The sequence below is a fragment of the Kosakonia sp. HypNH10 genome, from assembly GCF_029850615.1.
In the GTDB taxonomy this organism is placed as follows: domain Bacteria; phylum Pseudomonadota; class Gammaproteobacteria; order Enterobacterales; family Enterobacteriaceae; genus Kosakonia; species Kosakonia cowanii.
On record NZ_JAOTIU010000002.1, the window covers coordinates 559,426 to 581,877 of the forward strand.

General features: G+C 49.4%; 20 protein-coding genes. All 20 read left to right on the forward strand.

Translation table 11 applies throughout. The features are described from left to right. Nucleotides 1-72: 72 nt before the first annotated feature. Nucleotides 73-1,443 (forward strand): colanic acid biosynthesis phosphomannomutase CpsG, encoded by a 1,371-nt coding sequence (gene cpsG / locus N7V53_RS08785; protein WP_023479224.1) that lies wholly within the window; start codon nt 73-75, stop codon nt 1,441-1,443. 55 nt (nt 1,444-1,498) lie between these two features. Beyond that, the gene (wcaJ, locus tag N7V53_RS08790) at nt 1,499-2,893 is read left to right on the forward strand and encodes an undecaprenyl-phosphate glucose phosphotransferase (protein WP_023479218.1); all 1,395 of its coding nucleotides are present in this window, start codon (nt 1,499-1,501) and stop codon (nt 2,891-2,893) included. Between the two features lie 9 nt (nt 2,894-2,902). Further along, nucleotides 2,903-4,381 carry a colanic acid undecaprenyl disphosphate flippase WzxC gene (gene wzxC / locus N7V53_RS08795; protein WP_124967870.1) on the forward strand — a complete coding sequence of 493 codons (1,479 nt, stop codon included), beginning with the start codon at nt 2,903-2,905 and terminating at the stop codon, nt 4,379-4,381. Between the two features lie 32 nt (nt 4,382-4,413). Beyond that, nucleotides 4,414-5,694: a colanic acid biosynthesis pyruvyl transferase WcaK gene (gene wcaK, locus N7V53_RS08800; RefSeq protein ID WP_054803224.1), complete on the forward strand. Its 1,281-nt coding sequence runs from the start codon at nt 4,414-4,416 to the stop codon at nt 5,692-5,694. Continuing rightward, entirely contained in the window at nt 5,691-6,911 is a 1,221-nt protein-coding gene (gene wcaL / locus N7V53_RS08805) for a colanic acid biosynthesis glycosyltransferase WcaL (protein WP_279793080.1), read from the forward strand. The genes wcaK and wcaL overlap by 4 nt, the downstream gene beginning before the upstream one ends. An 11-nt stretch (nt 6,912-6,922) precedes the next feature. Further along, nucleotides 6,923-8,338 carry a colanic acid biosynthesis protein WcaM gene (gene wcaM / locus N7V53_RS08810; protein ID WP_279793081.1) on the forward strand — a complete coding sequence of 472 codons (1,416 nt, stop codon included), beginning with the start codon at nt 6,923-6,925 and terminating at the stop codon, nt 8,336-8,338. 177 nt (nt 8,339-8,515) lie between these two features. Beyond that, complete coding sequence (gene galF / locus N7V53_RS08815; RefSeq protein ID WP_023479160.1) at nt 8,516-9,409, forward strand: GalU regulator GalF; 894 nt, start codon at nt 8,516-8,518, stop codon at nt 9,407-9,409. Between the two features lie 399 nt (nt 9,410-9,808). Further along, on the forward strand, nt 9,809-10,897 hold the full coding sequence (gene rfbB, locus N7V53_RS08820) for a dTDP-glucose 4,6-dehydratase (RefSeq protein ID WP_279793083.1): 1,089 nt from the start codon (nt 9,809-9,811) through the stop codon (nt 10,895-10,897). Further along, the gene (gene rfbD, locus N7V53_RS08825) at nt 10,894-11,793 is read left to right on the forward strand and encodes a dTDP-4-dehydrorhamnose reductase (RefSeq protein WP_279793084.1); all 900 of its coding nucleotides are present in this window, start codon (nt 10,894-10,896) and stop codon (nt 11,791-11,793) included. Before rfbB ends, rfbD begins: the two co-directional genes overlap by 4 nt. A gap of 48 nt (nt 11,794-11,841) precedes the next feature. Next, nucleotides 11,842-12,720, forward strand: coding sequence for a glucose-1-phosphate thymidylyltransferase RfbA (rfbA, locus tag N7V53_RS08830; protein ID WP_279793085.1), 879 nt, complete (start codon nt 11,842-11,844; stop codon nt 12,718-12,720). A 2-nt stretch (nt 12,721-12,722) separates the two neighbouring features. Continuing rightward, on the forward strand, nt 12,723-13,271 hold the full coding sequence (gene rfbC / locus N7V53_RS08835; protein WP_279793086.1) for a dTDP-4-dehydrorhamnose 3,5-epimerase: 549 nt from the start codon (nt 12,723-12,725) through the stop codon (nt 13,269-13,271). Between the two features lie 6 nt (nt 13,272-13,277). Further along, nucleotides 13,278-14,252, forward strand: a complete 975-nt coding sequence (locus tag N7V53_RS08840) for a CDP-6-deoxy-delta-3,4-glucoseen reductase (protein ID WP_279793087.1) — start codon at nt 13,278-13,280, stop codon at nt 14,250-14,252. Between the two features lie 16 nt (nt 14,253-14,268). Then, nucleotides 14,269-15,042 (forward strand): glucose-1-phosphate cytidylyltransferase, encoded by a 774-nt coding sequence (gene rfbF, locus N7V53_RS08845; protein WP_279793088.1) that lies wholly within the window; start codon nt 14,269-14,271, stop codon nt 15,040-15,042. 4 nt (nt 15,043-15,046) lie between these two features. Then, nucleotides 15,047-16,126, forward strand: coding sequence for a CDP-glucose 4,6-dehydratase (gene rfbG, locus N7V53_RS08850; RefSeq protein ID WP_279793089.1), 1,080 nt, complete (start codon nt 15,047-15,049; stop codon nt 16,124-16,126). Nucleotides 16,127-16,147: 21 nt separating this feature from the next. Continuing rightward, nucleotides 16,148-17,461: a lipopolysaccharide biosynthesis protein RfbH gene (gene rfbH / locus N7V53_RS08855; protein WP_279793090.1), complete on the forward strand. Its 1,314-nt coding sequence runs from the start codon at nt 16,148-16,150 to the stop codon at nt 17,459-17,461. Between the two features lie 54 nt (nt 17,462-17,515). Next, on the forward strand, nt 17,516-18,052 hold the full coding sequence (gene rfbC / locus N7V53_RS08860) for a dTDP-4-dehydrorhamnose 3,5-epimerase (protein ID WP_279793091.1): 537 nt from the start codon (nt 17,516-17,518) through the stop codon (nt 18,050-18,052). 8 nt (nt 18,053-18,060) lie between these two features. Then, the gene (locus N7V53_RS08865) at nt 18,061-18,930 is read left to right on the forward strand and encodes an NAD-dependent epimerase/dehydratase family protein (RefSeq protein WP_279793092.1); all 870 of its coding nucleotides are present in this window, start codon (nt 18,061-18,063) and stop codon (nt 18,928-18,930) included. Between the two features lie 25 nt (nt 18,931-18,955). Continuing rightward, on the forward strand, nt 18,956-20,284 hold the full coding sequence (gene wzx / locus N7V53_RS08870; protein WP_279793093.1) for an O-unit flippase-like protein: 1,329 nt from the start codon (nt 18,956-18,958) through the stop codon (nt 20,282-20,284). Then, nucleotides 20,281-21,276 carry a glycosyltransferase family 2 protein gene (locus N7V53_RS08875; protein ID WP_279793094.1) on the forward strand — a complete coding sequence of 332 codons (996 nt, stop codon included), beginning with the start codon at nt 20,281-20,283 and terminating at the stop codon, nt 21,274-21,276. The genes wzx and N7V53_RS08875 overlap by 4 nt, the downstream gene beginning before the upstream one ends. Next, nucleotides 21,273-22,397 carry a hypothetical protein gene (locus N7V53_RS08880; protein WP_279793095.1) on the forward strand — a complete coding sequence of 375 codons (1,125 nt, stop codon included), beginning with the start codon at nt 21,273-21,275 and terminating at the stop codon, nt 22,395-22,397. The genes N7V53_RS08875 and N7V53_RS08880 overlap by 4 nt, the downstream gene beginning before the upstream one ends. The last annotated feature ends 55 nt before the right edge of the window (nt 22,398-22,452 follow it).

A 22,452-nucleotide genomic window follows, 5' to 3' on the forward strand; every position in this document is an offset into this window, starting at 1 on the left:
AGAACAACTATTGATAACATTTATGTGGCCAGTTGCGGTCAAGGCTGACTGTTGCCTGAAGAAGAGGTAATGATGGAAAAATTAACCTGTTTTAAAGCTTACGATATTCGCGGAAAGCTGGGCGAAGAACTGAATGAAGATATAGCCTGGCGTATTGGCCGCGCCTACGGGGAGTACCTGAAGCCGCAGACCATTGTGCTCGGCGGCGATGTGCGTCAGACCAGCGAATCGCTGAAGCTGGCGTTAGCCAAAGGCTTGCAGGACGCTGGTGTTGATGTGCTGGATATCGGTTTGTCCGGTACCGAAGAGATCTATTTCGCCACCTTCCATCTCGGCGTTGACGGCGGTATCGAAGTGACCGCCAGCCACAACCCGATGGACTACAACGGCATGAAACTGGTGCGCAAAGGCGCGCGCCCAATCAGCGGCGACACCGGCCTGCGTGACGTGCAGCGTCTGGCGGAAGCCAACGACTTCCCGCCGGTGAACCCGGAAAAACGCGGCAGCTACAAGCAGATCTCCCTGCGCGATGACTACATCGACCATCTGCTCGGCTACATCAACACCGCTAACCTCAAACCGCTGAAACTGGTGATCAACTCCGGTAACGGCGCCGCAGGCCCGGTGATCGACGCCATTGAAGCGCGTTTCAAGGCGCTGAATGTGCCGGTGAGCTTTATCAAAGTGCACAACGAGCCGGATGGCACCTTCCCGCACGGTATTCCTAATCCGCTGCTGCCCGAGTGCCGCGACGACACCCGCAACGCGGTGATTGAGCATCAGGCGGATATGGGCATCGCCTTTGACGGCGACTTCGACCGCTGCTTCCTGTTCGACGACAAGGGCCAGTTTATTGAGGGCTACTACATCGTTGGCCTGCTGGCAGAAGCGTTCCTCGAAAAACACCCGGGCGCGAAAATCATTCACGATCCGCGTCTCTCCTGGAACACCGTTGATGTAGTAGGCCGCGCAGGTGGTACGCCGGTGATGTCGAAAACCGGCCACGCTTTTATTAAAGAGCGTATGCGCGAAGAGGACGCCATTTACGGCGGTGAGATGAGCGCGCACCACTACTTCCGCGATTTCGCCTACTGCGACAGCGGCATGATCCCATGGCTGCTGGTCACGGAATTGCTGTGTCTGAAAGGTAAAACGCTGGCCGAACTGGTGGGCGATCGTATGGTGGCCTTCCCGGCGAGCGGCGAGATCAACAGCAAGCTGGCCGATCCGGTTAGCGCCATCAAACGCGTTGAAGATCGCTACGCGCCGGACGCGCTGGAGGTGGATTACACCGACGGCATCAGCATCGCCTTTGCCGACTGGCGCTTTAACCTGCGCTCCTCCAACACCGAGCCGGTGGTGCGTCTGAATGTCGAATCCCGACACGACGTAGCGTTGATGGAGGCGCGAACGCAGGAAATTCTGGCGCTGTTGAATCAGTAACTCTTAGTCGTTCTCCTCCCCACGAGGGGAGGAGGGCAAACAGGCAGGTACAACGATGACAAATCTAAAAAAGCGCGACCGGGCCAAAACGAATGCATCGTTAATCTCTATCGTGCAGCGATTCTCAGACATCACCATTATGTTCGCTGGGTTGTGGTTGGTGTGCAAAGTCAATGCGTTGCCATTTTTCTACATGCATCTGCTGATGGCGCTGACCACGCTGGTTGTATTCCAGATGATCGGCGGCATGACCGATTTTTACCGCTCCTGGCGCGGCGTCAGAATGATGACCGAACTGACGCTGCTGTTGCAGAACTGGACGCTGAGTATCATCTTCAGCGCCGGTTTGATGTCGTTCAACACAGACTTTGATAACACCTTCTCGCTCTATTTCACCTGGTATCTGTTAACCAGCCTCGGCCTGATGTTTAGCCGGGCGGTGATCCGCTTCGGTGCCGGCTGGCTGCGTAATCTCGGGTATAACACCCGTCGCGTTGCCGTGGCGGGGGATATGCCGATGGGGCAGGCGCTGCTCGACGGTTTCCGCAATGAGCCGTGGCTCGGCTTTGATGTGGTCGGGGTCTATTACGATCCGAAACCGGGCGGCATTGATACTGGCTGGGCGGGCAACCTTGAGCAACTGGTTGAAGATGCCCGCAGCGGCAAGATCCATAACGTCTATATCGCAATGTCGATGAATGACGCTGTTTGCATCAAAAAACTGGTGCGCGATCTCGCGGATACCACCTGTTCGGTGATCCTGATCCCGGATGTCTTCACCTTTAACATTCTGCATTCACGCATTGAAGAGGTGAATGGCGTTCCGATTGTGCCGCTGTATGACACGCCGCTCTCAGGTGTAAACCGCATCCTGAAACGCCTGGAAGATATTGTGCTCTCGTCGCTGATTCTGCTGCTGATTTCGCCGGTGCTGCTGGCTATCTCCGTGGCGGTGAAGATGAGTTCGCCAGGGCCAATCATTTTCCGCCAGACGCGCTACGGCATGGATGGTAAGCCTATCAAAGTGTGGAAGTTCCGCTCAATGAAGGTGATGGAGAACGACAAAGTGGTGACCCAGGCGACGCAGAACGATCCGCGCGTCACCAAAGTGGGCAGCTTCCTGCGCCGCACCTCCCTTGATGAGCTGCCGCAGTTTATCAATGTGCTCACCGGCGGGATGTCGATTGTTGGCCCGCGTCCTCACGCCGTGGCGCATAACGAGCAGTATCGTGCGCTGATTGAGGGCTACATGCTGCGTCACAAAGTGAAACCGGGCATTACCGGCTGGGCGCAGATTAACGGCTGGCGCGGCGAGACCGACACGCTGGAAAAAATGGAAAAACGCATTGAGTTCGATCTGGAGTACATCCGCGAATGGAGCCTGTGGTTCGATATCAAGATCGTTTTTCTGACCATCTTTAAAGGCTTTGTCAACAAAGCGGCGTATTAAGGAAAGGTCATGAGCCTGAGAGAAAAAACCATCAGCGGAGCAAAGTGGTCAGCCATGGCCACTCTGACCATTATCGGTCTGGGGCTGGTGCAGATGACGGTGCTGGCGCGCATTATCGATAACCACCAGTTCGGTCTGCTGACCGTCTCGCTGGTGATTATCGCGCTGGCGGATACGTTGTCGGATTTTGGTATCGCCAACTCGATTATTCAGCGCAAAGAGATCAGCCACCTCGAGCTGACCACGCTTTACTGGCTCAACGTCGGGCTGGGGATCGTGGTCTGCATCGCGGTCTTCTCGTTAAGCAACATGATTGCTGACGTGCTGAACAACCCGGATCTGGCACCGCTGATCAAAACCCTGTCGGTGGCGTTTGTGGTGATCCCGCACGGGCAGCAGTTCCGCGCGCTGATGCAAAAAGAGCTGGAGTTCAACAAGATTGGCGCGATTGAAACCCTGTCGGTAATGGCGGGCTTCAGCTTTACGGTGATCAGCGCCTTCTTCTGGCCGCTGGCGATGACTGCGATCCTCGGTTATCTGGTCAACAGCGCCGTGCGTACGCTGCTGTTCGGCTACTTTGGCCGCAAGATCTACCGCCCCGGTCTGCACTTCTCACTTGCCTCCGTCAGCTCCAACCTGCGTTTTGGCGCATGGCTGACCGCAGACAGCATCATCAACTACGTGAACACCAACCTCTCCACGCTGGTGCTGGCGCGTATCCTCGGTGCGAGCGTCGCCGGGGGTTACAACCTCGCCTACAACGTGGCGGTAGTGCCGCCGATGAAGCTGAACCCGATCATTACCCGCGTGCTCTTCCCGGCCTTCGCCAAGATCCAGGATGACACCGAGAAGCTGCGCCTGAACTTCTACAAGCTGCTGTCGGTGGTGGGGATCATCAACTTCCCGATCCTGCTTGGGCTGATGGTGGTGTCGAATAACTTTGTGCCGCTGGTATTTGGCGAGAAGTGGAACAGCATCATTCCGATCCTGCAACTGCTGTGCATCGTTGGCCTGCTGCGCGCGGTCGGTAACCCGATCGGTTCGCTGCTGATGGCGAAAGCACGTGTCGATATCAGCTTTAAATTCAACGTCTTTAAAACGTTTCTCTTTATTCCGGCGATCATTATTGGCGGCCATATGGCCGGTGCGCTGGGCGTTACGCTTGGCTTCCTGCTGGTGCAGATTATCAACACCATTCTGAGCTACTTCGTGATGATCAAACCGGTGCTCGGTTCGAGCTACCGCCAGTACATCCTCAGCCTGTGGCTGCCGTTCTACCTGTCGCTGCCGACGCTGGTGGTCAGTTATGGCCTCGGCCTGGCGCTGAACGGCCATCTGCCGCTTGCCGCCATGCTGGCGATTCAGGTTGCTGCGGGTGCCATCGCCTTCGCCATTATGCTGATTTTGTCGCGTAACGCGCTGGTGGTGGAGATGAAGCGTCAGTTTTGCCGCAACGAGAAATTGAAAACACTGCTTCGCGCAGGATAAGAAACCTTATTGAACCCCTTTATGAGGTCGTTATGAAATTATTGATCCTTGGCAATCACACATGCGGCAACCGTGGTGACAGCGCAATTTTACGTGGATTGTTGGACGCTATTGCCCGCCTGAATCCTGAGGCGGAAGTGGATGTGATGAGCCGCTATCCGGTCAGCTCCTCCTGGTTACTCAATCGCCCGGTGATGGGCGACCCGCTCTACAGCCAGATGAAAGCGCACAACAATGCCGCTGGCCTGATGGGGCGCGTGAAGAAAGTTCTGCGCCGTCGCTACCAGCACCAGGTGCTGCTCTCCCGCGTGACCGATACCGGCAAGCTGCGCAATATCGCCATCGCTCAGGGGTTTACCGATTTTGTGCGCCGTCTGGCGGATTATGATGCGATTATCCAGGTCGGCGGCTCCTTCTTTGTCGATCTCTACGGTGTGCCGCAGTTTGAACATGCGCTCTGCACCTTTATGGCGAAAAAACCGCTGTTTATGATTGGTCACAGCGTCGGGCCGTTCCAGAACGAGGACTTCAACAAGCTGGCGAACTACGTCTTCGGCCATTGTGACGCGCTGATCCTGCGCGAGCATGTCAGCCTCAATCTGATGAAGCAGAGCGGCATCACCACCGATAAAGTGGAGCAGGGCGTCGATACCGCCTGGCTGGTGGATCACCATCAGGAGGATTTCACCGCCAGCTATGCCGTTCAGCACTGGCTGGACCTGGCGGCAAAAGAGAAGACCGTTGCCATTACCCTGCGTGAACTGGCACCGTTTGATAAACGTCTGGGCACCACCCAGCAGGCGTATGAAAAGGCCTTTGCTGATGTCGTCAACCGCGTGATTGACGCGGGTTATCAGGTGATTGCGCTCTCTACCTGCACCGGTATCGACAGCTATAACAAAGATGACCGCATGGTGGCGCTCAACCTGCGTCAGCATATTCAGGATCCTTCCCGCTACCACGTGGTGATGGATGAGCTGAACGATCTGGAGATGGGCAAAATTCTTGCGGGATGCGATTTAACCATCGGCACGCGCCTGCACTCGGCAATCATCTCCATGAACTTCGGCACGCCGGCGATTGCCATTAACTACGAACACAAGTCAGCCGGGATCATGCAGCAGCTCGGCATGCCGGAGATGGCGGTGGATATTCGCCATCTGCTCGACGGTTCGCTGGCGTCAATGGCGGCAGATACGCTGGGCCAGCTGCCGGCGATCAACGCACGGCTGGCAACGGCGGTGGCGGCCGAGCGCGAGCAGGGCATCAAGATGGTGCAATCGGTGCTCGAGCGCGTGCAGGGGGTGAAATGAAAGTCGGCTTCTTTTTGCTGAAATTTCCTCTCTCGTCCGAAACGTTTGTCCTCAACCAGATTGTCGCCTTTATCAATATGGGATTTGAGGTTGAGATTGTCGCCCTGCACAAGGGCGATATGAACAATACTCACGCCGCTTACACTGAATATAAGCTGGCGGAGAAGACGCACTGGCTGCTGGCGGAGCCGGAAGGGAAACTGGCGAAGCTGGGCTATCGCGGGCAGGCAATCGCCCGCGGCATGTTTAAGTCGTCGACCTGGAAAGCGCTCAACCTCTCCCGTTACGGTGATGAGGCACGCAACCTGATCCTGCCAGCGATTTGCGGCCTCGCGCCGCAAACTTTTACCGCCGATGTCTTTATCGCCCACTTTGGCCCGGCGGGCGTCACTGCGGCAAAACTGCGCGAACTTGGCGTGCTGAAAGGCAAGATCGCCACCGTTTTCCACGGAATCGATATCTCGCACCGCGATGTGCTTACACACTACACCCCGGAGTATCAGCAACTCTTTCAGCGTGGCGATCTGATGCTGCCGATAAGCGATCTGTGGGCCGGGCGACTGCTCACCATGGGCTGCCCGCAGAATAAGATTGCCGTCTCGCGCATGGGCGTCGATATGACGCGCTTCAGCCTGCGCGAAGTGAAACCACCGGGCCGTCCGCTGCAAATCATCTCTGTCGCGCGTTTGACGGAGAAAAAGGGGCTGCACGTCGCCATTGAAGCCTGCCGCTTATTGAAAGCACGCGGCGTGGCGTTCAAATACCGCATTCTGGGTATCGGCCCCTGGGAGCGCCGTTTGCGCACCCTGATCGAGCAGTTCCAGCTTGAGGATGTGATTGAGATGCCCGGCTTTAAGCCGAGTCACGAAGTGAAAGCGCTGCTTGATGAAGCGGATGTCTTTTTACTCCCCTCCATTACCGGCACCGATGGCGATATGGAAGGTATTCCGGTCGCGCTGATGGAAGCGATGGCCGTTGGCATCCCCGTGGTCTCGACCGTTCACAGCGGTATTCCTGAACTGATCGACGCCGGACGATCCGGCTGGCTGGTGCCGGAAAACGACGCCGAAGCGCTGGCTGAACGTCTGGCCTCCTTTGGTCAGATGGCGAGCGAGGAGCTTACGCCGGTGGTGACCCGCGCCCGGGAGAAAGTTGAAACGGACTTTAATCAAACGATTATCAACCAGCAACTGGCCAGTCTGCTGCAAACGCTTTGATGAGAGGCTTTATGACTGCGAAACGACGCTCAACCGCGCTGACGCGCCGCTCCTTCCTGACCGCCAGCTCCGCGCTGGCGGCGCTTCCCCTGCTGCATATGCCTGCCGCGCGCGCCCTTGGACGCAGCGACACGGTAAAGCTAAGCGATTACAACCACAATGACTGGCCGGCTGCGCTCAATCAGGCCTTTGCCGACGCGCAGACGGTGGAGGTTCCCGCCGGGCTAGTGTGCGAAAACATCAATACCGGCATTTTCATTCCCGCCGGTAAAACGCTGCTGGTGCGCGGGGCGTTAAAAGGCAGCGGACGCGGGCGTCTTGTGCTGCAGGACGGCAGCCGCGTAATCGGCGAGCAGGGCGGCAGCCTCTATAACGTGATGCTTGATGTACGCGGCTCAGACTGCACCATTAAAGGTGTCAGCATGAGCGGTTATGGCCCGGTAATGCAGATCTACATCGGCGGTAAAGAGAAGCGCGTGATGCGCAATCTGGTGATTGATAACATCAACATCAGCAAAGCTAACTACGGCATTTTACGCCAGGGCTTCCATAACCAGCTCGATGGCGCGCGCATTACCCATAGCCGCTTTAGCGATCTGCAGGGCGACGCCATTGAGTGGAACGTGGCAATCAACGATCGCAATATCCTTATCTCGGATCATGTGATCGACAATATCAACTGCACCAACGGCAAAATTAACTGGGGGATTGGCATCGGGTTAGCGGGCAGCACCTATGACAATAACTACCCGGAAGATCAGTCGGTGAAAAACTTTGTCGTGGCAAATATCACCGGCAGTAATTGTCGCCAGCTGGTGCATGTGGAAAACGGTAAACATTTTGTTATTCGTAATATCAAAGCGAAAAACATTACGCCGGACTTCAGTAAAAAAGCGGGGATTGATAACGCCACGGTGGCTATTTATGGCTGTGATAATTTCGTTATCGATAATGTCACGATGGAAAATAGTGCCGGTATGCTGATTGGCTACGGGGTGATTAAAGGCGATTATTTATCCATTCCGCAGAATTTCAAACTTAATGATATTCAGCAGGATAACAGCAGCAGTAAATATAAGCTGCGTGGTATCCAGGTCTCCTCCGGTAACGCGACCTCGTTTGTCGCTATCACCAACATCAAGATGCAGCAGGCCACGCTTGAGCTGCACAATAAGCCGCAGCACCTCTTCCTGCGCAATATCCATATTACGCAGGATGCGTCGGTAGGCCCGGCGCTGAAGCTCAACTTCGATCTGCGCAAAGATGTGCGCGGCCGTTTTATGGCGAAAAATGAGACGCTGCTGTCGATGGCGAATATTCATGCAGTGAATGAGAACGGTCAAAGCTCCGTTGACATCGATCGCGTCGATCAGCACACCGTAAATGTCGAAAATTTAAACTTCCGCTTACCCGCTAAACGGTCATAAGCCTCTTTTGAGGCTTTTGCGAGGAATCCTGGAGATTAAACCGGGGCGTTAGGATTACATCAGATGTCATGAGGGAGCATCACTCGTCGCCATTTTCATACCTGTTTGCCATGAACGTACTGGCGAAAACAGGTCAAGGGTTTATAATTCATCAATAAATTATAGGTGGAAGAAATAATGGTTAATTTGAAGGCAGTTATTCCGGTAGCCGGACTTGGGATGCATATGCTTCCCGCCACAAAAGCGATTCCAAAAGAGATGCTGCCGATTGTCGACAAGCCGATGATTCAATACATTGTCGACGAGATTGTCGCGGCGGGGATCAAAGAGATTGTTCTGGTTACTCACTCGTCAAAAAACGCGGTAGAAAACCACTTCGACACCTCCTATGAGCTTGAAGCCCTGCTTGAGCAGCGTGTTAAGCGCCAGCTGCTGGCGGAAGTGCAGTCCATCTGCCCGCCGGGCGTAACGATTATGAACGTGCGTCAGGCGCAGCCGCTGGGCCTGGGCCACTCCATTCTCTGCGCGCGCCCGATTGTCGGTGACAATCCGTTTATCGTCGTCCTGCCAGATATCGTGCTGGACACGGCAACTGCAGATCCGCTGCGTTATAACCTCGCCGCGATGGTCGCACGCTTTGGCGAAACCGGCCGCAGCCAGGTGCTGGCAAAACGCATGAAGGGCGATCTCTCCGAGTACTCTGTTATTCAGACCAAAGAGCCGCTGGACAGCGAAGGCAAAGTGAGCCGCATCGTGCAGTTTATCGAGAAGCCGGATCAGCCGCAGACGCTGGATTCCGATCTGATGGCGGTAGGGCGCTATGTTCTTTCTGCAGATATCTGGGCAGAGCTGGAAAACACCGAGCCGGGTGCCTGGGGACGTATTCAGCTGACTGATGCTATTGCGCGTCTGGCGGAAAAACAGTCCGTCGATGCCATGCTGATGACTGGCGACAGCTACGACTGCGGGAAGAAGATGGGCTACATGAAAGCATTCGTAAACTATGGCCTGCGTAACCTGAAAGAAGGTCAGAAATTCCGCGATAGCATTCAGAAGTTGCTGGCACAATAATCAAATAAATTAATCCGGTGCTTTACGCCTGATTGCCAGGGCAGTAAAGGGTAACGTTGAGAGAGTTTACTCTCAGGTTATTCTTACTGCCTTTTTTGTTTTTATCTGAAAATAAACAATTAAAAAAGGTAGTTATGTGGATTTTTTAAGCTTTTAGTCTATAGATTTTCCCTTGTTTCTATGGCTGTTTCAGCGGAGAATAGCCGCTTAGCATTTTGTGCCCAGCGCAGCGGGAATGACGCGTGTGTAGGGCCCTGGCAATAATTAATGTTGACTGTCCCACACAGCGTTCGGGTAGCTGAAAGCCTGGGGCGGTAGCGTGCCTTTTATTTGCTCACGCTTCTTCCATTACCCGCCGATCGCGTTCTAAACATTGCAAAGCAAGTACGGATAATTCTCGTGAAAATACTGGTCACCGGTGGTGCAGGCTTTATTGGCTCTGCAGTTGTGCGTCATATTGTTAATAACACTCAGGATCATGTGGTTAATGTTGATAAATTAACCTATGCCGGAAATCTGCAATCATTAGCAGAAGTGGATAAGAGCGCGCGTTATGCGTTTGAGCATGCAGATATCTGTGATGGTGCGGCGATGGCGCGTATCTTTGCTGAGCATCAGCCTGATGCGGTGATGCATCTTGCGGCAGAGAGCCATGTTGACCGTTCCATTACCGGCCCGGCAGCCTTTATCGAAACCAATATCATGGGGACTTACGTCCTGCTTGAAGCCGCTCGTCAATATTGGGCGCAACTGGATGAGACGCGCAAAGCTGCTTTTCGCTTCCATCACATCTCTACTGATGAAGTGTATGGCGACCTGCCGCATCCGGATGAAGTTGCCGCTGGCGAAGCGCTGCCGCTTTTCAGAGAAACAACCGCCTATGCGCCGAGCAGCCCTTACTCTGCTTCCAAAGCCTCAAGTGACCATCTGGTGCGTGCATGGCGCAGAACCTATGGCTTCCCCACTCTGGTGACGAACTGTTCCAACAACTACGGTCCGTTCCACTTCCCTGAGAAACTGATTCCGCTGGTGATCCTCAACGCGCTTGAGGGTAAACCGCTGCCGATCTATGGCAAAGGCGATCAGATCCGTGACTGGCTCTATGTAGAGGATCACGCCCGTGCGCTCTATACGGTGGTGACCGAGGGCGTGGCAGGTGAAACCTACAACATCGGTGGCCATAACGAAAAACAGAACCTCGATGTGGTACACACCATCTGCGATCTGCTTGATGAAATCGTGCCGAAAGCCAGCTCCTATCGCGACCAGATTACCTATGTGACTGACCGTCCGGGCCACGATCGCCGCTACGCGATTGACGCAGACAAAATCAGCCGCGAACTCGGCTGGAAGCCGCAAGAAACCTTTGAAAGCGGCATCCGCAAAACGGTTGAGTGGTATTTAGCCAATACCGCGTGGGTTGAAAACGTCAAGAGCGGCGCCTATCAGTCCTGGATCGATCAAAACTACGGGGAACGCAGCCAATGAATATTCTGCTGTTTGGCAAAAACGGACAAGTTGGCTGGGAGCTTCAGCGCGCATTAGCGCCGTTGGGGAGTGTTGTTGCCGTTGATTTCAACTCCACTGACTACTGTGGCGATTTCAGTAACCCAGAAGGCGTGGCAGAAACGGTTCGCCGCGTTCGCCCCGACGTCATTGTCAATGCAGCTGCGCACACTGCGGTTGATAAAGCGGAATCGGAGCGTGATTTTGCCGAGCTGCTGAATGCGACCAGCGTTGAAGCGATTGCGCGCGAAGCGGCTGCGATCGATGCCTGGCTGGTACATTATTCAACAGACTATGTTTTTCCGGGTAGCGGCGAAACGCCGTGGCGCGAAACCGATGAGCCTTCGCCGCTCAATGTCTATGGCGAAACCAAGCTGGCTGGTGAGAAAGCTGTTCAGCAATACTGCCCGAAGCATCTGATTTTCCGTACCAGTTGGGTCTTTGCTGCGAAGGGGAATAACTTCGCCAAAACGATGCTCAAACTGGCGAAAGAGCGCGAAACGCTCTCCATTATTGGCGACCAGTTTGGCGCGCCGACCGGGGCAGAGCTGCTGGCAGACTGTACGGCCCATGCAATTCGTACTGCGTTGGTTAAACCAGACGTCGCTGGGCTCTACCATCTTGTTGCCTCCGGCACGACCAGCTGGCATGCGTTTGCCCAACTGGTGTTTGCCGAGGCGCGCGCTGCTGGCATTTCGCTTGCGGTGAAAAATGTAAATGCAATCGGGACAGAAGCGTATCCGACTCCGGCAAAACGTCCTTATAATTCACGACTTAACACTGAAAAATTTACCCGTGAATTTGAATTGGTGCTTCCACACTGGGAGACAGGCGTAAAACGCATGCTGGCAGAGTTGTTTGCGGCGGGCCCGGTTTAACTAATTTGAAATGCCTCTGGGGAGGCGTTTTTAGCGTGAGAAAATGCAATGAAAACACGTAAAGGAATAATCCTTGCTGGCGGCTCTGGTACGCGTCTCTATCCGGTAACCATGGCCGTGAGTAAGCAGTTGCTGCCTATATTCGATAAGCCGATGATCTACTATCCGTTATCGACACTGATGCTGGCAGGTATTCGCGATATTTTGATCATCAGTACGCCGCAAGATACGCCGCGTTTTGAACAACTCCTTGGTGACGGCAGCCAGTGGGGGCTTAATCTGCACTATAAAGTACAGCCAAGCCCGGATGGACTTGCGCAGGCCTTCATTATTGGAGAGGAGTTTATCGGGGATGACGATTGTGCGTTGATCCTTGGCGATAATATTTTCTATGGCCACGATTTGCCTAAGCTGATGGAAAGAGCGGTTAAGCAGGAAAACGGCGCGACGGTATTTGCTTACCATGTCACCGATCCTGAACGTTATGGTGTCGTGGAGTTCGATTCCGCAGGTAGCGCTATCAGCCTTGAGGAAAAACCGCTGCAACCGAAAAGTCAATATGCTGTTACGGGGCTTTATTTCTACGACAACGATGTAATTGCCTTGGCTAAAAGCCTCAAGCCATCCGCACGTGGCGAGCTTGAGATCACGGACATCAATCGAATCTATATGGAGCAGGGCCGTTTATCGGTTGCGATGATGGGGCGTGGTTATGCGTGGCTTGACACCGGGACGCATCAGAGCTTGATCGAGGCCAGTAATTTCATTCAAACGATTGAACAGCGTCAGGGGTTGAAAGTCTCCTGTCCGGAAGAGATTGCCTATCGTCAACATTTCATCGATGCTGCGCAAATTGAGAAGCTCGCCGAGCCGTTGAAAAAGAATGAGTATGGTCAATACCTTTTAAGAATGATTAAAGGTTACTAAAAATGAAGAGTGTTGAAACTGCGCTCCCCGGCGTGCTCATTTTTGAGCCCAAAGTTTTTGGCGACGATCGCGGATTTTTCTATGAGAGTTTTAGCCAGCGACTTTTTGAAGAAGCTGTAGGGCACAAAGTTGAGTTTGTTCAGGATAACCACTCAAAATCCAAGAACGGAGTATTGCGCGGTTTACATTATCAGATGGCCCCTCATGCGCAGGGGAAACTAGTTCGCGTCATCGCGGGCGAGGTATTTGATGTGGCCGTTGATTTGCGAAAGAGCTCTCCAACACTTGGAAAATGGGTTGGCGTTCATCTTTCTGCTGAAAATAAAAGGCAGCTGTGGATCCCGGAGGGCTTCGCACATGGGTTTCTAGTATTAAGCGAAAGTGCAGAATTTGTCTATAAAACGACAAATTACTATTGTCCGCAAGCAGAAAGTAGCATTATCTGGAACGACGCCCAACTAAATATTGACTGGCCTCTTAGTGGCGTGCCGGACTTGTCCGCAAAAGATGCAGCGGCATCCTCTTTTACTTTAGCGACTTTATTTGAGTAATAGCCTGTGACGCATTTAATTAAAATTTTCCCAGCTGATTTATCCTTTTCTGGGGAAGAGGATAAAACTCTTCTTGATTCTGCACTCGACGCTGGTATTCACCTAGAGCATAGCTGCAAAAGTGGTGATTGCGGAGTTTGCGAGGCTGAATTGCTTACTGGCGAAGTAATCGATGACAGTAAGAAAGTTTTCACAGCCGGAAGCAAAATTTTGACCTGCCGCTGCACTCCTTGCGGCAGCGTCTCTCTTCAGGCGACCTACTATCCGGAGCTGGATGGCCAGATAAAAAAAATTACACCCTGCAAAGTCGCAAGCCTGGAAAAAGTGTCGGTTGATGTGATGAAACTTGTTCTTCGTTTCCCACCGACTGCGCAAATAAACTACTTAGCCGGACAGTATATAAACCTGCAATATAAAGGCATAACCCGCAGTTACTCCATTGCAAATGCTGCTGCGAACGAAGGCATTGAGCTTCATATTCGTCATGTACCCAACGGCCAAATGAGCGAGCTTGTCTTTAATGATATTGCCGTGAATACACTGATGCGTATCGAAGGTCCGTGCGGTACGTTTTTCATACGTAGCAACGATCGTCCTGTTATCTTCATCGCTGGCGGTACCGGCTTTGCCCCCGTTAAAGCGATGGTGGAGTCATTACTCAAGCAAGGCTCAGAGAGAAAAATTTTCATTTACTGGGGTATGCAACTCAGCGAACACTTTTATTCGTCGCTGCCTCAGGAGTGGGCTGTGCACTATCCAAATATTGAATTTGTCCCTGTTGTTTCCGGTGACGACAATAGCTGGCAGGGGCGTAAGGGGTTTGTTCATGACGCTGTAGTCAGCGATTTTGAAAACCTCGAAAATTTCGACGTTTATGCCTGTGGCTCTCCTGTAATGATTGAAGCTTGCAAAAGAGATCTCACTGCGCGGGGATTATCAAACAAACACTTTTATTCGGACGCGTTTACCGTATCAAAATAAAATAGAGGAAAAAGAAATGAAGGCCGTGATTTTAGCTGGTGGCTTAGGTACACGCTTAAGTGAAGAAACAGTCTTAAAGCCAAAGCCGATGGTGGAAATTGGTGGTAAACCAATTTTGTGGCATATCATGAAAATGTACTCCGCTCACGGTGTTCGCGATTTCGTGATCTGCTGTGGTTATAAGGGCTACGTTATCAAAGAGTATTTTGCAAACTATTTCCTCCATATGTCCGATGTTACATTCCATATGGCGGAAAACCGCATGGAAGTGCATCAGAAGCGAGTAGAGCCGTGGAATGTCACGTTGGTAGACACTGGCGATGCATCCATGACTGGTGGGCGTCTTAAACGTGTGCGAGATTATGTTAAAGATGATGAGGCATTCCTTTTTACTTACGGTGATGGTGTTTCCGACCTTGATATTAGCGCAACCATCGACTTCCACCGCAAGCACGGTAAGAAGGCGACTTTGACTGCGACTTTCCCTCCGGGCCGTTTCGGTGCGCTTGATATCCAGAACAGGCAGGTTTGCTCTTTCAAAGAAAAGCCAAAAGGTGATGGCGCGATGATCAATGGCGGTTTCTTCGTTCTTCATCCGTCTGTAATCGATCTTATTGATAACGATGCCACTACCTGGGAACAAGAGCCCCTTATGCAATTGGCTGAACAAGGTGAGTTGATGGCGTTTGAGCATGCAGGCTTCTGGCAGCCGATGGATACTCTTCGCGATAAGATCCATCTTGAAGGCTTGTGGGAAAAGGGCATTGCGCCATGGAAAACATGGGAGTAGCCGCATGATTGATGCTTCATTCTGGCAGGGTAAACGTGTCTTTATCACGGGGCATACTGGATTTAAAGGTTCGTGGCTAACGTTATGGCTGCATTCTATGGGAGCTGTGCTAAAAGGCTTCTCTCTTAATCCGCCAACCGAGCCTTCGCTTTATCAATGCGCTGCGGTCGACTCTGTGATCGACTCAACCATCGGTGATATCCGCGATTTCGACAAACTTTATAGCGCCATTAACGAATTTAAGCCTGAAATCGTTTTTCATATGGCTGCGCAACCGCTTGTGCGACTTTCTTATGACGAGCCAATCGAAACTTATTCCACGAACGTCATGGGCACCGTTCATCTACTTGAAGCAGTGAAACGCGTTGGTGGGGTTAAAGCTGTTGTTAATATCACCAGCGATAAGTGCTATGAAAACCGCGAGTGGGTATGGGGCTATCGTGAAAATGAGGCGATGGGGGGCTACGACCCATATTCCAACAGCAAAGGCTGCGCGGAATTGGTTGCTTCCTCATACAGGAGCTCTTTCTTCAATGAGAAAGATTACGCTAAACATGGCGTAGCACTTGCCTCCGTTCGTGCCGGTAACGTTATTGGCGGCGGGGATTGGGCAAAAGATCGCCTGATTCCCGATATTTTGCGCTCGTTTGAAAATCAACAAACCGTTATCATCCGCAACCCACATGCTATTCGTCCTTGGCAACATGTGCTTGAGCCACTGTCCGGTTATATCATCATCGCGCAGAGGTTATACAGCGAGGGGCCGGCTTTTGCAGAGGGTTGGAACTTTGGCCCGCGCGAGGATGACGCGATGCCCGTGCAATTTATCGTCGAAACGATGGTAAAAATTTGGGGAGACGATGCTGCATGGAAGTTGGATGGCGAAGATCATCCCCATGAAGCACACTACCTCAAACTGGATTGCTCGAAGGCTCGTAGTCGTCTTCAGTGGCAACCTCGCTGGGATTTAGTTGAAACGTTGGGCCGCATTGTGCGTTGGCATAAAGCGTGGAACGCTGGTGAAGATATGCTTGTGCTCACTCGACGTGAAATCAACGAATATATGAATAACTCTTCGAAATAATTTATTAACAGGAAAATAGCAATGAGCGCAAACACCCTGCGTGAGCAAATCTCTCAATTAGTCGCACAATATGCTGATGAAGCGTTAGCGCCGAAATCCTTCGTTGCTGGTAGCAGCGTTGTGCCACCTTCAGGAAAGGTCATCGGTGCTAAAGAACTTCAACTGATGGTCGAAGCTTCCCTCGATGGATGGTTAACCACGGGCCGTTTTAATGACGCTTTTGAAAAGAAATTAGGTGATTTTATCGGTGTGCCACATGTCCTGACCACCACTTCAGGTTCATCTGCAAACCTTCTGGCGCTAACCGCATTGACTTCTCCTAAGTTAGGGGAGCGCGCATTAAAACCGGGTGATGAAGTGATTACCGTCGCGGCGGGCTTCCCCACCACAGTCAATCCGGCAATCCAGAATGGCCTGATTCCTGTTTTTGTTGATGTTGATATCCCAACCTACAACATTGCTCCCTCTCTGATCGAGGCTGCTGTATCAGAGAAATCTAAAGCTATTATGATTGCCCACACGCTGGGTAATGCATTTGACCTTACTGAAGTGCGTCGTATTGCTGATAAATATAATTTATGGCTTATTGAAGACTGCTGTGATGCACTTGGTACCACCTATGATGGAAAAATGGTCGGAACCTTTGGTGACATCGGTACAGTCAGTTTCTACCCGGCGCATCACATCACCATGGGTGAGGGCGGGGCGGTGTTTACCAAATCAGCTGAGCTGAAAAAATTGATCGAGTCGTTCCGCGATTGGGGCCGTGACTGCTACTGCGCGCCGGGTTGTGACAATACTTGTGGCAAACGCTTTGGCCAACAGCTTGGTTCACTGCCGTTTGGTTACGATCATAAATATACCTACTCTCACCTGGGCTATAACCTGAAGATTACCGACATGCAGGCTGCATGCGGCCTGGCACAGTTGGAGAGTGTTGAAGAATTCGTTCGTCTACGTAAAGAAAATTTTACCTATCTTAAGCAGGGTCTGACGTCATGTGCTGAGTTCCTGGAACTGCCTGAGGCAACCGAAAAAGCCGATCCGTCATGGTTTGGCTTCCCGATTACGCTCAAAGAGAGTAGCGGCGTAACGCGTGTTGATCTTGTTAAATTCCTTGATGACGCCAAAATTGGTACCCGCTTGTTATTCGCCGGTAACCTGACGCGCCAACCCTATTTCGCCAATGTGAAATATCGGGTTGTAGGCGAGTTGACCAACACTGACCGCATTATGAACCAGACGTTCTGGATTGGTATTTATCCGGGCCTGACTAAAGAGCATCTGGATTATGTGATCTCGAAATTTGAAGAGTTCTTCGGACTCAATTTTTAATTAATAAATAACTGGAAATAAGAGAGCGAATGCTCTCTTATTGTGTTAAACCAAATGAAAATTACAGAACTACAAATTTCCGGATGTTTTCTTATCGAGGCTGCTAAGTTTACCGATGCTCGCGGCAGTTTTGTAAAAACTTATCATCAGCGCATATTTGAAGAGAATGGCATACATATGCACTTCGCTGAAGAGTTTTATTCCGTGTCGAAGAAAAATGTCCTCCGTGGAATGCATTTTCAACTGCCACCATCTGCCCATGATAAATTAGTTTATTGTCTGAATGGCTCAGTTCTTGACGTATTTCTTGATATCAGAAATGACTCGCCGACATTCGGTAAATCACTGGGTTTAGAGTTAAGTGGTGAAAACGGTCGCACGCTTTTCTTACCGCAGGGCATTGCGCATGGTTTTCTCTCTTTAGAAGATGAAAGCGTGATGGTTTATAAAACCAGCACCGTGCACGATCCTATTAAAGACTGCGGCATCCGTTGGAACAGCTTCAACTATTCTTGGCCTGTTAGTGAGCCGATTATTTCTGACAGAGATACCAAGCATGCCGCCTTTTCTGAGTTTAATAGTCCATTCTGAGTAGATATATGAAGATTTTACTAACAGGTGTTACTGGCTATATTGGCAATGCGGTTATGGAGCATTTTGCATGCAAAGCGAATGAGATCCATTGCTTGGTAAGGCGTGACGTTGAACCTGCTCATGACGGCATAAATTACCATGTATTAAAAGGTGATAACCTTAAGGAAATCCTCAGCGCAGTGAAACCCGATGTTGTTGTTCACATTGCATCACTGTTTTTAGCCGCCCACTCTTTTGATGATATTGATAACTTAATCAATAGCAACATTACCTTCCCAACCAAACTGCTCGAAGCAATGGCGGAAGCTGGCGTGACACGCTTCATTAATACCGGCACCTCCTGGCAAAATTATGAGTCCAAAGCTTATAGCCCGGTAAACCTCTATTCAGCGACGAAGCAAGCCTTTGACGATATCGTTAAATACTATGTTGAAGCGAGAGGTTTTAGCTGCTTAACGCTCAAAATTTTCGACTCGTACGGGCCTGGTGATACACGCGGTAAACTGGTGGCGTTACTGGATAGACTGGCGGTAACCCAGGAACAGCTCGATATGTCTCCCGGTGAACAAGAGATCGATTTGATTCATATTTCAGATATTTGCGAAGCCTACGCTATTGCTCTTGAGATGATAGCTAAAAAGGATGGCCAACTGTATGCGGAATATGGTCTTTACTCTGATAAGAGCTACTCTCTGAAAGAGTTGGCACGCGTATATGAAAAAGCCAATGACTGTAAGCTCAATATCAATTGGGGCGGCCGGGAATATCGCAGCCGTGAAGTAATGAAGCCAGCCAACAATCTCATTAGATTACCCGGCTGGGAACCAAAGGTCGATTTGGCAAAGGGCTTAAATCGAGCTGCAAGAAACAAATAACTCGCGATATATGTGACAGATAATTATGCTAAAACGGCACGGCCAACTACTGATTGGTTTAATTAACCAATGTTTTAATATTCTGATACCATTTATTGTTACTATTATTGGGTTGAAATATATCGATGCTTCCTCTGGAAGCATCTGGTTAATTTTTTTATCGATGGTAGTGCTGATAAATCTTTTAGATTTTGGTTTATCACCAACAATCATTAGAAATGTAAGTTACGTTATTCGTGGCGCCAGAACGCTTGCAAAAGATGGCGTAGAAAATATCTATTTCGAGAATACGATTGATTTTAACCTGTTAGCGAGACTAGTTCAGGATATCAAGAAAATTTATCGGGTATTAACATTGATAGGTCTGCTTATCATCGTTGGTTTTGGTAGCTGTTATTTCTATTACATAACGCCATCGCATCTTCAGGAGGAAGTATTTATCTCGTGGGGTGTATTTTCCGTTGGCTTATTAATGAGCCTGTATTATCTCTATTACACACCTTTACTATGTGGTTATGGCGTCATACAGGACGCATATATTGCGAACATTATTGGCAGAATCGCTTGGTTATTTTTAACATTATTGGCGATCATATATTCACCCAGCATTTTAACGTTTTCCCTGGCGTTCCTTTTTTCAATTGTTATCAATCGCGTATTTATAAAATTTCTTTATCAGCGTAACAAGTACGCCAGCCAGGTGAGAGCTAACAGGCCTCAACAAGAGTCGACAATATCTTTTATAGCACATAATGCGGTTAAACTCGGCACGGTGAGTCTTGGCAGTTTCCTTATTAGTCGCTCAACTGTTTTGATTGCTGGGGCTTCACTGCCACTAATCGTCGCTGGGCAGTACACATTCTCGCTACAGGTCTATATGGCTCTACTAGCCGTAGGGAACGTCTTTGTTACGGTTAAAGTTCCGGTTCTTTCACAACTTGTTTTGGTTGGGGATAAAGAGCGAGCAAAGCACCTCATTCTACAAATATTAAGTTTTTCATTGGGCTTATATATATTGGGCTTCGCTGTATTTTATTTTGTTCAATCGTATATCATTGAGATATTTCATGCGAAAGTGGGTTTTCTCGATAGTAATTATTTGTTGCTGCTTGCTGTCGTCTATTTTTTGGAGCTAATACATACCATCAGTGCGACTATACTTACTACAGCAAATAAAGTGCCTTTTGTTAAGCCTGCATTGTTATCCGGCGTAATGATTGTGCTTGTCTCCTATTTCTTGATGAAATATACAGATTACGGCGTTATGGGGTTGATACTCGCACAGGGCATAATTCAGTTACTTTACAATAACTGGAAATGGCCGTTGTGCGTTTATAAGGATTATATTCGATGATTTCTGCTTTACCTGTACAATGCATTTTTGATAACACCACACAAAATGATTTTCTTTTAACTGTTGCGATTCCAACCTATAAAAGATTTGATCTTTTAAACGAGTGTCTGAAAACTCTATCACAATGTGAGTTCACCTTCCCTATAGAAATTATCGTTGTCGACAACGATCCTGAAAACCTTTCACATGCTCATGAACTTATTGAAAGACAAAATATTGCTGACTTCCGCTATTACAAGAATAGCGAGAACTATGGCATGTTCGGTAACTGGAATCAGTGTTTGAATCTTGCAAGAGGCAAATACGTTACGCTTTTACATGACGACGATGTCCTCAACAGTGCATTTAGTCGCGCTATGAATGGGTTGGTCAGTAGTGGTGAGTTACAAGCGAAAACACTGGTTGGTTTCAACGTAGGGATCCTCGATCAACGGCACAGTTCGGACCAGGTCCGCTCAAACGGTTTGTTACAGCGGTTCAAAGCGTTCGCAAGACGCACAAAAACCAACGCTACCAGGACGATTGGTCTCGACGATCTACTTTTCAGTAATGTATTCCAGGGCACCCTCGGCGTTGTAATGCTCAGAGATAATGCAATCATAATGGGTGGGTTTGATGAGACGATGTATCCAATTTCTGATTATGATTTTTGGGTCAGATGGGTAACGCTATTCGGCGATATTACAATTAAACCGGATGTTGTTGGTTTGTACCGGATTCAGAAGAATGAAAGTTTGCGCGCCGAAGTGATTCAAGGATTCATTAACAAGAACGTAGAGATGAGAAAAAGGATATTTTCATCTGTCGGAGATTCTTTTGTTTACCGCATGTTTATTAAAGCAAAAAAGCTTAATGATAAACTGGATTGCGATTATCAATGGGCTGGCTCAGGTAATAAATTTGGTTTGGCTAAATCTGTTTTTTACATGTTTGTTAAAATTTCAGCATTGATCTTATGGAAGATCGTTAAAATGAAAATGAAACAAAAATGAATAAACCCAGCTCCTATATATACATATTTATCCTTGTTGTTGCAGCGAATGCCTCCTATTTAGGGACGGTTTCTTATGCCGCAATATTAATACTTATACTTATTAGTTTGTTTACTAATAGATTAAATTCAGGTGCGCTTTTATTATTGTTTATGACATTGTCACTGGTTTTATTCAACACCGTGAGGATTTTCATAGATGGTAAGAAAGTTGATATGGTTGTTTATAATTTCCTTCTGCAATTGATATTTCTTTTGACCCTGGATTATTCGAGTATAGTGCTGAGGTATGTGTTTATTCGGGCATTACAGTTGCAGATATTTCTGTCTGCTACACTGGCAATATTTGGCATCCTGTTCAATGAACATTCTATGTTCATTGATGCAGGTCATGCTAAAGGTTTCGAAGGCATGCTGGCGTTAAGAGGAATATTCTCCACACCGCAATTAATGGCTTCAATCTGTCTTGCGATGTTGTTCCTTTCATCGTCCAGAATAGTGATTGGCAACCGTACTCAGTTGGTTGGGAAATTCCTTTCTGCGATCATGCTTGTGTTTACAATAAACAGGATAAATTTCATATTCCTGTTTATATTGGCCTTGTTTAAAGCAAACTTTAATTTCAAGGGGAAGTTGACCTGGCAATTTATCAAGCTGCTCTCCCCGTTAATCACCGTTTCTCTTGTTCTTATTTCTCTGCAATTGATTGATTATACGCAAATAAACTTACAGACTTTACAGAGTAGAATGTTTTTGCTGAATGGTGTTCTTTCGGAAATTAATTTTAATTCATTCGTTTCAGTATTGTTTGGGGATTTTTCAACGATACATTTCTATATTCCGCAATATCAGGTTGACATAGACTATGTGGAGAATGGATTCCTGTTTCTTTTTAAATATTTTGGCGTTGTGGGTTTGATCGCCTATATCGTTATTGGTGCTGCGCTTTCGGTGAATGCTTTCAAAAAACATTTTGTGCCTGGATTGTATGTGGTTTTTTATCTTTTCGTGGTGCAGAATTTTACTAACGAATTTGTGAGTTTTGTCTTCCCACAGGTTATGTTCCTGATACTTAGCTATACCCATACGTCCGCAAGACAGCAAGTTATCAGAACCCATTAAAAAATTTTTATACTTGCATGTGCGAGTGCTTCCATCATTGAAAGTTGGTAGGTAA

Coding starts and splice junctions, on each gene's coding strand:
- rfbC (WP_279793091.1), top strand. CDS start 17,516: ATGAAAATTACAGAACTACAAATTTCCGGATGTTTTCTTATCGAGGCT.
- rfbH (WP_279793090.1), top strand. CDS start 16,148: ATGAGCGCAAACACCCTGCGTGAGCAAATCTCTCAATTAGTCGCACAA.
- rfbC (WP_279793086.1), top strand. CDS start 12,723: ATGAAGAGTGTTGAAACTGCGCTCCCCGGCGTGCTCATTTTTGAGCCC.
- rfbD (WP_279793084.1), top strand. CDS start 10,894: ATGAATATTCTGCTGTTTGGCAAAAACGGACAAGTTGGCTGGGAGCTT.
- wcaJ (WP_023479218.1), top strand. CDS start 1,499: ATGACAAATCTAAAAAAGCGCGACCGGGCCAAAACGAATGCATCGTTA.
- N7V53_RS08875 (WP_279793094.1), top strand. CDS start 20,281: ATGATTTCTGCTTTACCTGTACAATGCATTTTTGATAACACCACACAA.
- rfbA (WP_279793085.1), top strand. CDS start 11,842: ATGAAAACACGTAAAGGAATAATCCTTGCTGGCGGCTCTGGTACGCGT.
- rfbG (WP_279793089.1), top strand. CDS start 15,047: ATGATTGATGCTTCATTCTGGCAGGGTAAACGTGTCTTTATCACGGGG.
- N7V53_RS08865 (WP_279793092.1), top strand. CDS start 18,061: ATGAAGATTTTACTAACAGGTGTTACTGGCTATATTGGCAATGCGGTT.
- galF (WP_023479160.1), top strand. CDS start 8,516: ATGGTTAATTTGAAGGCAGTTATTCCGGTAGCCGGACTTGGGATGCAT.
- wcaL (WP_279793080.1), top strand. CDS start 5,691: ATGAAAGTCGGCTTCTTTTTGCTGAAATTTCCTCTCTCGTCCGAAACG.
- rfbF (WP_279793088.1), top strand. CDS start 14,269: ATGAAGGCCGTGATTTTAGCTGGTGGCTTAGGTACACGCTTAAGTGAA.
- wcaK (WP_054803224.1), top strand. CDS start 4,414: ATGAAATTATTGATCCTTGGCAATCACACATGCGGCAACCGTGGTGAC.
- cpsG (WP_023479224.1), top strand. CDS start 73: ATGGAAAAATTAACCTGTTTTAAAGCTTACGATATTCGCGGAAAGCTG.
- wzx (WP_279793093.1), top strand. CDS start 18,956: ATGCTAAAACGGCACGGCCAACTACTGATTGGTTTAATTAACCAATGT.
- wzxC (WP_124967870.1), top strand. CDS start 2,903: ATGAGCCTGAGAGAAAAAACCATCAGCGGAGCAAAGTGGTCAGCCATG.
- wcaM (WP_279793081.1), top strand. CDS start 6,923: ATGACTGCGAAACGACGCTCAACCGCGCTGACGCGCCGCTCCTTCCTG.
- N7V53_RS08880 (WP_279793095.1), top strand. CDS start 21,273: ATGAATAAACCCAGCTCCTATATATACATATTTATCCTTGTTGTTGCA.